Source organism: Falsirhodobacter sp. 1013 (genome assembly GCF_051195255.1).
GTDB lineage: Bacteria > Pseudomonadota > Alphaproteobacteria > Rhodobacterales > Rhodobacteraceae > Falsirhodobacter.
Window position 1 is genome coordinate 1 of record NZ_JBNJLK010000016.1, and the last position, 12,012, is coordinate 12,012.

Sequence of the window (12,012 nt, forward strand, 5' to 3'; positions counted from 1 at the left end):
AGGATGGAGCGGGTGAAGGGAATCGAACCCTCGTCGTAAGCTTGGGAAGCGTCGGGCTAATCTAGTTTATTCCTTATTTAGTTGATGATATCCGCCCGCTTCGGGACTTACTTCGGGAAACGGGCGCTCGCACCATGCTGTGCTCCATTATGGCGCCTTCCATGTCTTCATCCATCACGTGCGCATACCGGCTCGTCGTCTCCACGTCAGCGTGGCCCAGCAGCCGGCTCACCAGCTTGATGTTTCCGGTGGCCCTCAGCATGCGGGTGGCGAAGGTGTGGCGCAGGTCGTGAAACCGGAAGTTGTGGATCTCGGCCAAGTCCAGCGCCTTCCGCCAATCCTCCATCAGGCCACCGCCATCGGCGATGATCCGGCGCCGCGGCTTGTCCTTCCGGTTCTGGACCTCGTAGGTGAAGACATAGCGGCGGTGGTCAGGCAGGTCCGATCGGGGCAGGGCGGAGAGTAAAGCCCGGATTTCGCGGTTTAGCGGGAAGCGCATCGTCTTTGCACCTTTCACCCGGAACGTCATCCGCCCCTCGTCATCCCGAATGTCCTGCCATTGCAGATCGCAGATCGTCGCCAGCCTCGCGCCGGTCATGAGCGCGAAGGTCACGAACGGCTTGAGGTCTGGCCGCAGATGCTGGAACAGACGCTCCTGCTCATCCCATGACAGCGCCCGCACGCGTTCTTCCGGCTCCGGCGTCTGAAGGGCCAGTAGGTCGATCTCCGGCATCTTCGCGCCATGGATCTTGGCCATGTGCCGCAGCGCCCGGCCGAGCGACTGGAGTTGCCGGTTCACGGTGGCGTTGCTGACCTCCGCCCGCCGCCGCGCCACGAACTTCATAACGTCAGCATTGGTCAGGGCGTCCATCGGCTTCTTGCCGTCCATGATCGACAGGATGCCAGCGAACTGGCTCTTGGCCACCCGGGCGCTGTTCTGGTGTTGGCAGACGTCCAGCCAGTAGGTTCCGAGCGCTTGGTCCAGCGTAAAGCGCCCGGTAATCTCTGGCGCCTTGCCTGCTTCTACCCGTGCAGCCGCCTCTACCGCCTTGGCTTCGGCGTAGTCTTCCGTCCCGCAAGAGCCGTGAAATCGACGACCCCGGATTTGGAAGTCATAGTGCCAGAAGCGCGAGCCTTTCGGGCGGTATGGCATTGCTGGGTTCGGTCCTCGATGAAGCTGTCCAGATCCTCCTTCTTATAGAAGATCCGCTGTGGAGAAAGGGCGACGTAGCGCAGCCCGCCGGTGCTGCGGAGGCGCTGCAGGGTCTTGGTGCTGATCCGCAGGTGCGCAGCGGCTTCCTGCGGCGTCAGAAGCGGGGACGGATTCATCATGTCGCCGTCTCCTCGATCATGGGCGACCACTGTTCTGCGCAGGCGGCAGTCATTGCAGGTCCCTCGCCCAAGCTTCTACCCTGCGAGCGCTGACGCATGACTTCTTCCCCATCTTCTCGATGAGCTCCTCTGCGGCGTAGAACAGTGCGTCGCTCCGAGTGGGCGCGAACTTTCCCCACTTCGGCCCGACCTTGTAGCTACCTCCCGACATGTCCTCGAGGTGGTAGGATGTGCTCCACATCCACAGGCCATCGTCATGGGGGTGAAGTTCGATTTCCGCCAAGGGGAGGGCGCGAATCTTTCCCGGAAGCGAGAGCAGTTCCTGCGCCTCTCCCTGAAGAACCGAACCATGAGGCTCACACTCCCGACGGATAGGGGCTGGACGCATCAGCGCGAACATGTCCATCTGGCCATCCATCACACCCCACCTCCCGCCATTCCGGCCTCAACCGCCGCCACACCTTCGCTGAGGGTGGCCAGTGCCCGCGCCGGATCCGCTCCCGTGCGCAGGTCGTGCTGGGCGTTCACCAGGTAGGCGAGGGCGGTGGTCGCGATGTCCCCCTTGCCTTGCGCCGGATTGGCCCCGCCGGATTGCGCGAGGGCGGCACGGATGCTGTCCGCTGCTTCACAAGCACTGCATCCACATTCGCCCTTCCAGTCAAAGCTGCCCACGCAGGCACTATCTGCAATCTCTGCTGCCGCCCGCATCCCCTCGGCCTTCGCCTCCTTCTCGCGCGATAGGGCGGCGGAGAGCGCATCAACTGCCGTTATGCGGGCATCTTCTGCCGCGTTCTCCCTGATACGGACCTCTGCTGCGTATTTCCGCGCCGCATCCCGTTCCGCCTCCATCTCGGCCACGCGGGCTTGCAGGGCGGCATAGTCGCTGGCCCGCACATATTGACCCTCCGGGCATTCCAGCATTTCTTCCATCGACCACAGAGGGTCAAACCGTCCCGCCGTCGCGTTGTCGTTGGTGGGGGTCATGCTGCATTCTCCTTCCGGCGTCCTGTCACCATGCCAAGCCCGCAGCGGTCCAGCGCCAGCGCGGCCCGCTCACCAGCAGCAAAAAGCGCCGTTCCAGTGCCAGGGCTTTCGCCTCGCGTTCCGTCCGGCCTCTCAAACTTGATCTTCGGGCTGACCCAGCAGATCGCATCTGCAAGTGGCGCGAACTCCTGAAACCACGGGGCCGAGGTGCGATCCGGCACCAAAGCAATACCGTTGCCGTGCGCGAAGAACTTGGACAGCCAACGGCGTTTCGTGGACTGGTGGCCGAATGGCGGGTTCATCCAAACAAACCCGTTCCACGGATGGATCAGACCGTTCTCAACCACCGTAAGAAAGGCCGCCGCCGGAACATGACGCGGACCGCCTGACGGGCAAGCAACGTCCAGATCGAACCGTTCTCCGATGGCGTCGAAGATGTAGCGGGGCGTATACCACTCGTCGCTTTCGCCATGATTTTCATAGGCGGCCATCAAACATCCGCCCCCGCGCTGCGGTTGCTCGCCGGATCGGTGAGGGCGGCGATAATGTCACCAGCCGCCAATCGGTATTCGCTGGCATGGGTTGACGGCCAATCGACCTCTTGATTCGGCGCGAAGCGATGCCAGAGCATTTCGGCAATCGCCTCTGTCTGCGCCGCCACATCGGTATCGGCCTTGGGCGCGGCGGGACGGCTGGCAAGGGCGGCATCCAGATTGAACAGAAGCGTGTCGATGTCACCGCTGGGCATCACGTTGTCAGCGCACCATCGGCCCAACTTCCGTGCCGCCTCCACCAGCGCCGTGTTGTCCGTGGGCGCGGCAGAGGGCGGGGGTGAGGCGTAAAGGGGCTGGCACTCGTAGCCCGTGCGATTGAGGTAGTCAGCGCCGCCACCAGCGGGCAGCAGCGACCATTCCTCGGGGTCATCGCTCTTGACGCGGACGCGCCACGCCACCGGCTCCGCTGCGGGCGCTGTCCCCTGCGGGGCGGGCGGGGTGGCCAGAAGGGCGAGTACGCTATCTCGATGCACGTATTGCTGTTGAGGCAAGCCGATATACTGGATTGTCAGCGCCTCGATCCGCGCCCGCAGCCCTGCTTGTGTCGTGTGGGTCAAAGCCGATCCTCCCATTCGCCGTTCCAGTCGCAGCGCTGCGCCTTGCCGTCGATCCAGCGCCAGAAGCCGGCAGCCTTCACGCCCGGGCCATAGGTGGCGATCGTCAGGCAGGGGCCATCCAGCAGCTCGATGATCTTGTGGATCTTGTCGGCCGAGGTGATGAACTTGTCGCCAATGCTGCGGGTGATGTCTTGGTAGGTGCCGTCCGGTTGCCACACCCGCTCGACGTAGCCGCCCATCAGGATGAGGATGTCGATATCAAATGGGTGATCGTGGGCGTTGCCCTCATCTGCGCCAGTGAACCAGTGCAGGATCGCGCGCGAGGGCAGATCCCGCAGGTGCATCTTGTGGAAGACGCCGGACATAGTCTCGAACTCGACAGCGATGCTGTTCATGACTGCCTCCATGGGCTTGTGGATTCCCCGGCCAGCATGTCTGCGACCACGGGGAGATAATCGGTGTCAGGCCCATTCGCGGCTTCCCACGCGGCCTTGTTCTGGTGGATGGCCTCGGGGCCGTCCTGGTGATGCGCCTTGCACAGCGGGATCGTGTCAAAGTCGCTGGCCTTCCGGCTGCCGTATCGACCGCTGATGCAGTGGTGGGCGTCAGAGGGGCCGGGCCTGCCGCAGATCACGCAGCAAAGCTGCTTCACGGCCTCTAGGTGCCGCTTGGCCGCCGCCGTGCCGCGTTCGGGCTTCGGGTGCTTCGCGCCGAGCGGCCCTTTGATGCGGGCGAGGAAGCTCATGCGGCCTCCGGCGTGATGCTGGCGATGATCTGCCGGATCTCAGGCCATTCCGGCGCACTGGACACCCAAGGGGCTAGCTCAGCGCGGATTAGTTCGCAGGCGTCGGTGCAGAAGGCGTGGAAATCCTCCTCACCCATGCTGGCGAAGTTGGTGCTGCGGAACACGATGGCGTGGCTGGTGCCGTCGGGTGCGGGCTGCGGAAGGGGAACAGCGTCATACCAGCCCTTCTTCAGCTTCACCCACTGCTTCAGGGCGTCGATGTTCGTCTGTGCCGGGCCGCGGTTGATGGCCTTGGCCAGCTTGCCGAGCATCAGGTGAAACAGGGATGAGAACTTGCCGTTCCGGTCCTTGTCCAGCTTGATGCGCAGGCGGCAGCCCTCGGGAAGATCGGCCAGATCCTCCTGGTATTTGCCGTAGGGCACGATGGCGTGCCCGACACGTTGCCCCCAGATGGTTGGCATCACGCTCCCATCGCCTCCCGCGCATCCAGCACGCGGTGAACCCGCGCGCGCACTTCCTCAGCCTGGGCGTCATCCTCGATTTCCAGCACCGCAAGGATGCGGTCCTCGATCAGCGAGCGGGCGATCCAGCCGTCCGCGATGATGGGCTGGATCAGCGCCCACATGCCGGTGTCACATTGGGGGATGTGGGGCATCAGAGCCTCCGATCCGGGAGGAACGGGATCTCGTCGTCGAAGTCTCCGGCGCCACCCGTGCGAGCCCCTGCCGCCGAGCCGCCGTATGCAGGCTGCTGGTAGCCCTCCGGCGACTGGTCGTAGCCGCCGCGCTGCTCCTGCCGCTCACCCTCGGGCTTGCCGCCCAGCATCGTCAGCGTCGAGCGGAAGGGGCGCAGGACAACCTCGGTCGTGTATTTCTCGACGCCTTGCTGGTCGGTCCATTTACGCGTCTCAAGCTGCCCCTCGATGTAGACGCTGGAACCCTTGCGGAGATACTGCTCCGCGATCTTGACGAGGTTTTCGTCCATGACGCTGACCTGGTGCCATTCGGTGCGCTCCTTGCGCTCTCCGCTGGCTTTGTCGCGCCACGTCTCGGTGGTGGCAATCCGCAGGTTGCAGACCTTGCCGCCGTTTTGGAAGCTGCGCACCTCGGGGTCACGGCCGAGGTTGCCGACGATGATGACCTTGTTCACGCTGCCCATTATGCTGCGTCCTTATGTTCGGTGAGTTGGGTCTTCCGCACGTCCTTTGCGGCGATCACCTCGGGGTGGTCAGCCACGGCGCGGTGGTTGCGGTAGAGGGCGGCGAACTGCGCTTGCAGGTCGGCCAGCGTAGGGGCCTTCATCAGCGCGGCGGCCGCATCGTCAGCGGTGGGAGCGGGCGGAGCATCAGCCACACGCTCAGCATCCCGATATTCCCGCTCCACCTGAGCGACGTGCTTCTGGTCATCCCAGCGACCGAGGAAGATGTTCGCAGCGATACCGATGTGGGACGCCGCCTTGATGATGGCGTCGGTCAGGCTCTTCTTCGGCGCGTCCTCGTCGCTCATCAGGCCGCTCTTGGTCTTCATAAGCGCCTTGGTCTGGCCGTAGCTGTCGAAGCTGTTCTCGCGCGACCCGTGCCAGAACTTGATCCGGCACCAGTGCAGCACCTCGTCGCCGAGTGGCGTGAAATCCTCGCGCACTACCTCCCAGCCGAAGCCTTCGCCGACAGGTCCGAAGATCTCGGTCAGGCAGCGAATGACATACTGAGGGTTCGGCGACGTGCCCTTGTAGGCCTTGCCTGTGATGGGCTTGGTGAACTTCGGATCGATGTCTGCGAACCGGTTCCAGTGGCGCAGGTTGTCCATCAGAGCACCCGCACGCTGAGGGTGTCTTCGCCGCGCACCAGGTAGGCGCCCGGCACGTCCTCGCCCGCATCGATTTGCTTGCGGATCGCCGCCTTGTCGGGGGTCCGCGTGACCTTGCAGAGCTGCGTGGGCACAGAGGCGTCGTCGTGGATGTGGACTGCCACCGACCCCTGCCGCATGGACAGGGTGGCGAGGGGGCGCTCCACCTTCTTCTGGCCGGTCGCCCGCAGCATCTCGCGCACGGCGGCCTTGTGGGCGTCCCGGCGGCTCTCGATCCTCTGCCGGCGCTTCGCCAGTGCGTCTTCCTGCGACTTGATCGCCTGAGCCAGCGCCTCGTCGGCCTGCATGGCGGCGAGGGACCGGTCCATCAGGTCTAGCACGTCGGTCTGGCTGTCGAGGCTGTCCATGAACAGGTCGCCGTCGTCGCGGTAGGGGTCGAGGAGGGCGGCGATCCGCTCGATCAGCGGGATGTCGATGCGCATGTTCACAGCAGCGTCCTTTCGTGGTCGTCGCACGCCTTGGTGATGGCCTCGCGGATCAACCGATAGGTGCGGAAGGGGATAGGGGCTGACAGGGGGTCGGTGTGCTTGGCGTCGGCATCCAAGGCTTCGAAGATGGCGACCCGAATGGCGGCGGGCGTCGGATGGACATGCCCGGTCAGATCGCGCTCAGTCAGCGGGTGGTTGAAGACTTCGTGCTTCATTCCGACCACTCCACGAACTGCGCCTGCGTGGCCTGTGCCAGCGTGGCGTCGGTGCGGCGGGCGGTGTCGGCTGCGAAGCCAAGGGCGCCGATCACGACCAGGACGAACGCCAAGGCCATCGCGCCGTATTTGGCCGTAACCCGCCAGCGGGGTTCGTCGTCCGCGCTTGCCGGGGTGAAGCGGTCGATCCGGCGCTCCCAGTAGGTCGGGGCGTATCCGGCCAGCGTCAGGACGCGGTCGATCTCCTCCTGGATCTCGGGCAGGGCGTCGCCGTCGTGTCGCAGGGCAAAGGCCACGCGCTCCGCAAAGGTGGCGTTGGTGCAGGTCGATCCATCCAGCAGGGCGATCTCGCTGTCGCGGGTGCCGTGGCGCAGCACGCTTGCGGCGCTGGCAATGAGGCTGGCGGCACGGGTGCGGCGGGTGGACAGGGCGGGGGGCAGCACTTCACAGGTCATGCTGCACCGCCTTTGCGGGCGGCGATCATTGCGTCGGCCATGCTGTATGCGATGAGAGCTGCCTGATCAGGTTTCCAAGTGTTCACGCCCAGATCATCGGCGCAGCCGGCAATCCCAGACAACGCCTGACCCGCGAACCAGTCGCGCAGGGACATGCCGCCGGGATCACAGGAATGGTCGGAACACAGGGCAGGGAATGCTTTGCCTCCGTTGTCGATCTTGTCGGCCATGTCAGGCTCCATCGGGTGAAGGGGAAAAGCCCGGCCAGCGGTATGGGGCGGTTGATGCTGGCCGGGAGGTGCGCAGTGCCGGGACAGTGAAGGCACTGCGGGGAAGCTATTCGGCGGCGATGGCCGGGGGTTCGACGAAGGCGGCGCGATCCACCGGCCCAAGGCGCTGGACCTCGTAGCGGGCGTCCACTTCGGCCGCGCTGATCACCTGACCGGCGTCCAGCCCGAGGCCGTCCACCAGCAGCAGCATGTCCGTCATGGCGTAGCGCAGCAGCTCGGCGTCCGAACACGCGCAGGAGGCGTCCGGGTGGTGCGTCTTGAGGATGTCCAGCATGGCGCGGGCGTTCTGCGTGGGGGTCAGCATCAGTGGTCCCTCCGCAGGTCGTTCTGGTGATCCGCCCAGTCCGCCTCGGCGTCTTGGGTGGCCTCCGCTGCCGCTTCGTTGATCCGATCCGCCACCGCCTCGCAGCAGCGGTCGAACTCGGCGTCCCCGACGATCAGCGCGAAGGTGTGGGGCGGGCAGGTCCAGCCGCCCATCTGCACGTTGACCAGGTTGCCGGTCGCGGTGTCGAAGGTGGCCTCGAACTCGCTGTCACCGGCGCCTGGGAAATCCGGCTCGATGGTGACGGTGACGGTCGAGGGGTAGAAGCGGCTGCGACGGCGTGCCGGAGGACCGGCAACGAGGCGCAGGTTCTGGTCAAGCGCGATGCGGCCGTGGATGCCCATGATCAACGGGCCTCCATGCTGGACAGGCCGTCACGGGCGTCGGTGAGCTCCTTGACCACGGCGCCGGCATTCTCAGCGGTCAGGCCGTCGAAGCACTTGCGGGCGAATGCCTCTGCCGCTTCGTACGACATGCCGTTGGGGCTGAGACGCATCTCCAGCGTCACGTCCGACGCATCCGGAATACGGAAGCGCACGCAGGGAAGCTCGGTGTCGGGGTGTTCCTCAAGCTCGGCCAGAACCTGACCGATGCCGTCGACGTGGAACAGCTTTGCGAAATCCTGTACCATGATCAGCACCGCACTTCTTCGACGGGCGACCACTGGCTGCGGTCGAGGTCGATCACGTCGGAGGCGGGGTGCACCGGATACACCGGGTAGAAGGCGGGTGCTGCGGGCGCGTTGCGGAAGGTAGCAACGGCGAGGGCAGCGGTGAAGTTCGGCTGATGTTGCATCGGTTCATCTCCATCTCCACCGGCTCATCTGTCGCGGTGGGTATGGGATGAATATGAAGGGGACAAATGTCCCTGTCAACAGTAAAAGAGACAAAAGTCCCCTATCACGGTGACGCCCTAGATTCGCCCTGTTACCCTGCCCCTGCCAGCGTGGTGCTGGGAGGAGCGTGTGATGCTGATCGAATCCTATGACGAGGCGGCCCGCGTGCGTAACCTGATCCTGCTGCTAAGCCAGGAGGACAGCATGAAGCGCGACGACGATCTGATCCGGAGGTTGATGTTTGAAATCGAAGCCAACCCCGATCCGATTTCCCTGCTGGGCCTTACCCACGACATGGAGCCGGATGAGCGGATCGAATATTACCACCTGAAGCTTCTGGCTGACGAGGGCATGCTCGAGGAGAGCGGAAAGACTGGCGGCGTCTGGCGGATGACTATGAAAGGCCATGATTTCGTAGCGGTGGTCCGTGACGACACGATCTGGAACCGCAGCAAGGGTGCTCTGGCAAGCGTAGGCGGCTTCACAGTTTCGATGCTCAAGGACGTGGCAACGGGCTATGTCCGCCAGAAGCTGATCGAGAACGGTGTGCCGCTTTCCTGATAGATAGGAACATCGCGCCCTTGCCTCGGTTGATCCTGCTCAAGGAGGAACCACTATGGCACATGCAGACAACAAGAAGTTCGGCGGACACGTTCAGGGCAAAGGTGACGGCACCGGCGCTATGAGCGAGATCGAACCGGAGGATCTGGAGGCGAACGAAGTGCTCTCCAACCGTGACAAGTCGCAGGACACCAAGGACCGGGGCCAGGACAGCCGGAACAACCAGACGGAGCAGATCGAGGATCACGTCGGCAACCGCATCCCCGAAGATGACAAGTGATGGCGAAGTATCCCGAGCAGCGCGATGACGAGGACCGGCGTCCAGATCCGGTTGGGAACGTCATCACTCCGATCACGCCGGAGATCATCCCTCAGGAGCCAGACGAGGTGATGCCGGAGAAAGAGCCTGATGAGCCTAAGGGCGCTTGATCGTTTCTGACATTGCAGGAGCCACGGTCGTCACGATGACGCCGTGGCTTCTTCATGCCGGCGTTGCGTCTTGTGTGGATCCGACGCTGGCGGCATAACCCAACCATGAAGATCACGCACGACGCTAACGCCCGCACATTCTCGATCACCGGCCGCACGTGGTCGGGCACATATGCCATCGAGGAATTGCCGGGGTGGCTGGTGTTCTACCGGACGCTTCAGGTGGAGCATCCGAAGGCGAACGGCGCTTACGACGCGACGGTGGCTGGCCTTGAGGCTCTGGCGAAGGAGCTGGGCATCTAAGCATGAAAAAGCCCGCCGGTGAAGGCGGGCTGTCTCTGTCCCTATGCGAGGCCCACTCAGGCCGTGCGTTCAGCTCTAGCTTTTGCGGCGGCATAGAGCTTCTTGAATTGCCCCCAGTCATCAGAAGCGCGCATGAGCGTAGTCATTGCCGTGATCTGTCGCTCGAGGTGGGGGTGACCAACTTCTTCCGTAAGATATTGGTGATGCCGCCGTTTGTTGGCTGGGTTCTTTGCCTTTAGTTCTTCAAGAACACCTTCCGGCAAAGCATCGTAGATATACTTGTTGGTAAACTTCCCAACGACACCGGGTCGAGCAACAGATTTAGGATCATATTCCCAATTATGCAGGCGGAACATTTCTTCGTAGAAGCTGTCTGGAAAGCGCTTGCTCCATGGCAGGAGCTCTTTCGCGATGTACGCTTCAAGGATCTTGTGAAGTTCGCCACGCTTCCGGACACGCTCAAAGCCAGTAGCTTCGTCAACTAGGGCGACGATCCCAACCCGCGCAAACCCGCGCATAAGGATCTCGCACTGTTGGGCAATGGGCTGCTGCTGTGCCTGAAGCTTTCCCGCTTGCCGGGCAGAAAGAACAGCTTCACAAATTTCCGCCAACACCTCAGCCTCGTATCCGTAGGCCTTACCATTGGCAGGAGTGCGGAAGAGAATGGGGTTCTCGACTCGATCTCTCAACTCACCGGAAATAAAAGGAGAAATGATCTTTCCGCTGACAAAAAGCTCCAGTCGACTCAGGCCCTTTTTCATCGATCCGCCTTGGGCGATGGCCATTCCAGCTTGGACCCCACTTGCGGTCAAAACACGCCTTTCGTCATCCAGCACGTAGCAAGGAAGTTCTATGTTGCCGATGCGCAGAGGCTGGTCGTTTGCGCCCCAGATCGCACGAGGGAGGGTCGCACTGTCTCCCCAACGAGCTTCTGCGCCGATCTTGGCAACTTCGCTTTTCGAAAGCTTCTCATCTTCAGTCATGGCTAGCACCTATATGACGTTATGCTAGCCAATATAGGCTAGCATATTTCTATGTCAATGCTAGTCAGGAATCAGGGTCGCCACTCGGGAAGGATAGCTACTGCTCGTCAGCTACCCTCAGCAGCAAGTCTGCGACAGCGCGCGACAGGCGGGGAATGGCACCATCCACGCTCTCGGCGGCCTCCGCAAAACCGTTCGCCAATTCCCGCTTGCTTTCAGCCGTCGGTGCGATCGCGTCAGCCATGCCCACGATGATCGTGAGTGCGGCGTCTAGCGTCTCGTCCAGCTCGCGCTCAAGCTGCTCGATGCGCTCAGCGTCTGTCATTTCTGCTCCATCATCTCAGCAGCTATCCGGAGTATATCTGCCCGCTGCAACTGCGACTGCTCCGTGGCCGCGCCGCTCATTGTACGCAGCTTTTCGGCCATCTCTGCGCAGTCTTCGGCAGTCTGGCACATAGCCCGCAAGATCGCCGAAATGGTGTCGGCCCCTGCATAGACTGCCGCGCGCACTTCACCCTCCAGCTGCGCGATGCGTTCAGCGTCGGTCATCTACTCACCACCTGCAGTTCTCGCGCAGAGGCTTCGCGGCCTCCGCTGCTCCAGCGATATTGAACTGCATTTCGATAGGAGATTCATTGAGTGGCGTGGCCCGCACGAACAGCTCTGAGCCCCCCATGATTGCTGATATGAACATGCTCGCCTGGCGCATATCCCACATACCAAGCGCTTCGTGACTGCCTGAGATAGTCATCTCGCGCCAAGTCGCAGGTAGGTCATCGATCCGATAGTTGACTCGTCCGCTCCGATCCAAATCAGACATGAAGTGACCAGCGAAGGTGATGTACGCGCTCGTGACACCTTCTTTGCATCGAATGATCAATGCACCATGTTCAGTCTGACCATTTCGGAGAGTCAGAGGGTCCAATGAAGAGGTCTGCATGACCGTGGTCGTGCTGTCATCCAGAAGGGAGCGAACAGATGAAACCGTCCAAGGTGTGGAGGTTTCTGATGCGGCCTCATTCTCTTGTCCACGGAAGATGCCGTCATAGCACCGCAGCCGCTCGGAAGCGTTGGTCATGCTCACGCATGCCTCCGGATCTGTGTCCGCATATGCAGGAAACGCAACCACTACAGCTAGCCACCCTAAGATCAAG

At 62.6% G+C, this 12,012-nt stretch carries 28 protein-coding genes; 4 read left to right on the top strand and 24 right to left on the bottom strand.

Translation table 11 applies throughout. The features are described 5' to 3' along the window. Positions 1 to 73: 73 nt before the first annotated feature. The 20 genes from ACSHZY_RS15710 to ACSHZY_RS15805 form a co-directional block, all read right to left on the bottom strand. Positions 74 to 1,105: a tyrosine-type recombinase/integrase gene (locus ACSHZY_RS15710; protein WP_435170869.1), complete on the bottom strand. Its 1,032-nt coding sequence runs from the start codon at positions 1,103 to 1,105 to the stop codon at positions 74 to 76. Further along, complete coding sequence (locus tag ACSHZY_RS15715; RefSeq protein ID WP_435170871.1) at positions 1,042 to 1,263, bottom strand: hypothetical protein; 222 nt, start codon at positions 1,261 to 1,263, stop codon at positions 1,042 to 1,044. Before ACSHZY_RS15715 ends, ACSHZY_RS15710 begins: the two co-directional genes overlap by 64 nt. Positions 1,264 to 1,381: 118 nt before the next feature. After that, entirely contained in the window at positions 1,382 to 1,738 is a 357-nt protein-coding gene (locus ACSHZY_RS15720) for a hypothetical protein (RefSeq protein WP_435170733.1), read from the bottom strand. Positions 1,739 to 1,749: 11 nt separating this feature from the next. Further along, positions 1,750 to 2,316, bottom strand: a complete 567-nt coding sequence (locus tag ACSHZY_RS15725; RefSeq protein ID WP_435170735.1) for a hypothetical protein — start codon at positions 2,314 to 2,316, stop codon at positions 1,750 to 1,752. Continuing rightward, a complete protein-coding gene (locus ACSHZY_RS15730; protein WP_435170737.1) occupies positions 2,313 to 2,807 on the bottom strand; it encodes a DNA N-6-adenine-methyltransferase in 495 nt (164 codons plus the stop codon). Before ACSHZY_RS15730 ends, ACSHZY_RS15725 begins: the two co-directional genes overlap by 4 nt. Next, positions 2,807 to 3,427, bottom strand: a complete 621-nt coding sequence (locus ACSHZY_RS15735; RefSeq protein WP_435170739.1) for a hypothetical protein — start codon at positions 3,425 to 3,427, stop codon at positions 2,807 to 2,809. Before ACSHZY_RS15735 ends, ACSHZY_RS15730 begins: the two co-directional genes overlap by 1 nt. Next, the gene (locus tag ACSHZY_RS15740; protein WP_435170741.1) at positions 3,424 to 3,822 is read right to left on the bottom strand and encodes a hypothetical protein; all 399 of its coding nucleotides are present in this window, start codon (positions 3,820 to 3,822) and stop codon (positions 3,424 to 3,426) included. Before ACSHZY_RS15740 ends, ACSHZY_RS15735 begins: the two co-directional genes overlap by 4 nt. Further along, on the bottom strand, positions 3,819 to 4,172 hold the full coding sequence (locus tag ACSHZY_RS15745) for a Ref family recombination enhancement nuclease (RefSeq protein WP_435170742.1): 354 nt from the start codon (positions 4,170 to 4,172) through the stop codon (positions 3,819 to 3,821). Before ACSHZY_RS15745 ends, ACSHZY_RS15740 begins: the two co-directional genes overlap by 4 nt. Beyond that, positions 4,169 to 4,633 (bottom strand): hypothetical protein, encoded by a 465-nt coding sequence (locus ACSHZY_RS15750; RefSeq protein WP_435170744.1) that lies wholly within the window; start codon positions 4,631 to 4,633, stop codon positions 4,169 to 4,171. Before ACSHZY_RS15750 ends, ACSHZY_RS15745 begins: the two co-directional genes overlap by 4 nt. Continuing rightward, on the bottom strand, positions 4,633 to 4,827 hold the full coding sequence (locus ACSHZY_RS15755; protein WP_435170746.1) for a hypothetical protein: 195 nt from the start codon (positions 4,825 to 4,827) through the stop codon (positions 4,633 to 4,635). Before ACSHZY_RS15755 ends, ACSHZY_RS15750 begins: the two co-directional genes overlap by 1 nt. After that, on the bottom strand, positions 4,827 to 5,333 hold the full coding sequence (gene ssb / locus ACSHZY_RS15760) for a single-stranded DNA-binding protein (protein WP_435170873.1): 507 nt from the start codon (positions 5,331 to 5,333) through the stop codon (positions 4,827 to 4,829). The genes ACSHZY_RS15755 and ssb overlap by 1 nt, the downstream gene beginning before the upstream one ends. Beyond that, positions 5,330 to 5,977, bottom strand: a complete 648-nt coding sequence (locus tag ACSHZY_RS15765) for a hypothetical protein (RefSeq protein ID WP_435170748.1) — start codon at positions 5,975 to 5,977, stop codon at positions 5,330 to 5,332. The genes ssb and ACSHZY_RS15765 overlap by 4 nt, the downstream gene beginning before the upstream one ends. Continuing rightward, complete coding sequence (locus ACSHZY_RS15770; protein WP_435170749.1) at positions 5,977 to 6,459, bottom strand: siphovirus Gp157 family protein; 483 nt, start codon at positions 6,457 to 6,459, stop codon at positions 5,977 to 5,979. Before ACSHZY_RS15770 ends, ACSHZY_RS15765 begins: the two co-directional genes overlap by 1 nt. A gap of 2 nt (positions 6,460 to 6,461) precedes the next feature. Continuing rightward, positions 6,462 to 6,680 carry a hypothetical protein gene (locus ACSHZY_RS15775; protein ID WP_435170751.1) on the bottom strand — a complete coding sequence of 73 codons (219 nt, stop codon included), beginning with the start codon at positions 6,678 to 6,680 and terminating at the stop codon, positions 6,462 to 6,464. Continuing rightward, positions 6,677 to 7,135 carry a hypothetical protein gene (locus ACSHZY_RS15780; protein WP_435170752.1) on the bottom strand — a complete coding sequence of 153 codons (459 nt, stop codon included), beginning with the start codon at positions 7,133 to 7,135 and terminating at the stop codon, positions 6,677 to 6,679. The genes ACSHZY_RS15775 and ACSHZY_RS15780 overlap by 4 nt, the downstream gene beginning before the upstream one ends. Further along, positions 7,132 to 7,365 (bottom strand): hypothetical protein, encoded by a 234-nt coding sequence (locus tag ACSHZY_RS15785; RefSeq protein WP_435170754.1) that lies wholly within the window; start codon positions 7,363 to 7,365, stop codon positions 7,132 to 7,134. Before ACSHZY_RS15785 ends, ACSHZY_RS15780 begins: the two co-directional genes overlap by 4 nt. 106 nt (positions 7,366 to 7,471) lie before the next feature. Then, positions 7,472 to 7,729, bottom strand: a complete 258-nt coding sequence (locus ACSHZY_RS15790; protein ID WP_435170756.1) for a hypothetical protein — start codon at positions 7,727 to 7,729, stop codon at positions 7,472 to 7,474. Then, complete coding sequence (locus ACSHZY_RS15795) at positions 7,729 to 8,097, bottom strand: hypothetical protein (RefSeq protein ID WP_435170758.1); 369 nt, start codon at positions 8,095 to 8,097, stop codon at positions 7,729 to 7,731. The genes ACSHZY_RS15790 and ACSHZY_RS15795 overlap by 1 nt, the downstream gene beginning before the upstream one ends. Then, complete coding sequence (locus ACSHZY_RS15800; RefSeq protein WP_435170760.1) at positions 8,094 to 8,378, bottom strand: hypothetical protein; 285 nt, start codon at positions 8,376 to 8,378, stop codon at positions 8,094 to 8,096. The genes ACSHZY_RS15795 and ACSHZY_RS15800 overlap by 4 nt, the downstream gene beginning before the upstream one ends. 2 nt (positions 8,379 to 8,380) lie before the next feature. After that, positions 8,381 to 8,542 carry a hypothetical protein gene (locus ACSHZY_RS15805; protein WP_435170762.1) on the bottom strand — a complete coding sequence of 54 codons (162 nt, stop codon included), beginning with the start codon at positions 8,540 to 8,542 and terminating at the stop codon, positions 8,381 to 8,383. A gap of 172 nt (positions 8,543 to 8,714) precedes the next feature. Between ACSHZY_RS15805 and ACSHZY_RS15810 the strand changes: the two genes are divergently transcribed. The 4 genes from ACSHZY_RS15810 to ACSHZY_RS15825 all read left to right on the top strand — a co-directional run bounded on the left by ACSHZY_RS15810 (position 8,715) and on the right by ACSHZY_RS15825 (position 9,875). After that, positions 8,715 to 9,143, top strand: coding sequence for a DUF2513 domain-containing protein (locus ACSHZY_RS15810; protein WP_435170764.1), 429 nt, complete (start codon positions 8,715 to 8,717; stop codon positions 9,141 to 9,143). 55 nt (positions 9,144 to 9,198) lie between these two features. Continuing rightward, positions 9,199 to 9,423, top strand: coding sequence for a hypothetical protein (locus tag ACSHZY_RS15815; protein ID WP_435170766.1), 225 nt, complete (start codon positions 9,199 to 9,201; stop codon positions 9,421 to 9,423). Next, positions 9,423 to 9,572, top strand: coding sequence for a hypothetical protein (locus ACSHZY_RS15820; protein WP_435170767.1), 150 nt, complete (start codon positions 9,423 to 9,425; stop codon positions 9,570 to 9,572). The genes ACSHZY_RS15815 and ACSHZY_RS15820 overlap by 1 nt, the downstream gene beginning before the upstream one ends. A 105-nt stretch (positions 9,573 to 9,677) precedes the next feature. Next, positions 9,678 to 9,875, top strand: coding sequence for a hypothetical protein (locus tag ACSHZY_RS15825; protein ID WP_435170769.1), 198 nt, complete (start codon positions 9,678 to 9,680; stop codon positions 9,873 to 9,875). Positions 9,876 to 9,931: 56 nt separating this feature from the next. Here ACSHZY_RS15825 and ACSHZY_RS15830 read toward each other — a convergent pair whose 3' ends face one another. From ACSHZY_RS15830 to ACSHZY_RS15845, 4 genes are all read right to left on the bottom strand, one after another. Continuing rightward, a complete protein-coding gene (locus tag ACSHZY_RS15830; protein ID WP_435170771.1) occupies positions 9,932 to 10,858 on the bottom strand; it encodes a P63C domain-containing protein in 927 nt (308 codons plus the stop codon). A 97-nt stretch (positions 10,859 to 10,955) separates the two neighbouring features. Continuing rightward, entirely contained in the window at positions 10,956 to 11,183 is a 228-nt protein-coding gene (locus ACSHZY_RS15835) for a hypothetical protein (protein ID WP_435170773.1), read from the bottom strand. Further along, positions 11,180 to 11,407, bottom strand: coding sequence for a hypothetical protein (locus ACSHZY_RS15840; protein ID WP_435170775.1), 228 nt, complete (start codon positions 11,405 to 11,407; stop codon positions 11,180 to 11,182). Before ACSHZY_RS15840 ends, ACSHZY_RS15835 begins: the two co-directional genes overlap by 4 nt. Before the next feature lie 4 nt (positions 11,408 to 11,411). Beyond that, the gene (locus tag ACSHZY_RS15845; protein ID WP_435170777.1) at positions 11,412 to 11,936 is read right to left on the bottom strand and encodes a type VI secretion system-associated protein TagO; all 525 of its coding nucleotides are present in this window, start codon (positions 11,934 to 11,936) and stop codon (positions 11,412 to 11,414) included. Positions 11,937 to 12,012 lie beyond the last annotated feature (76 nt).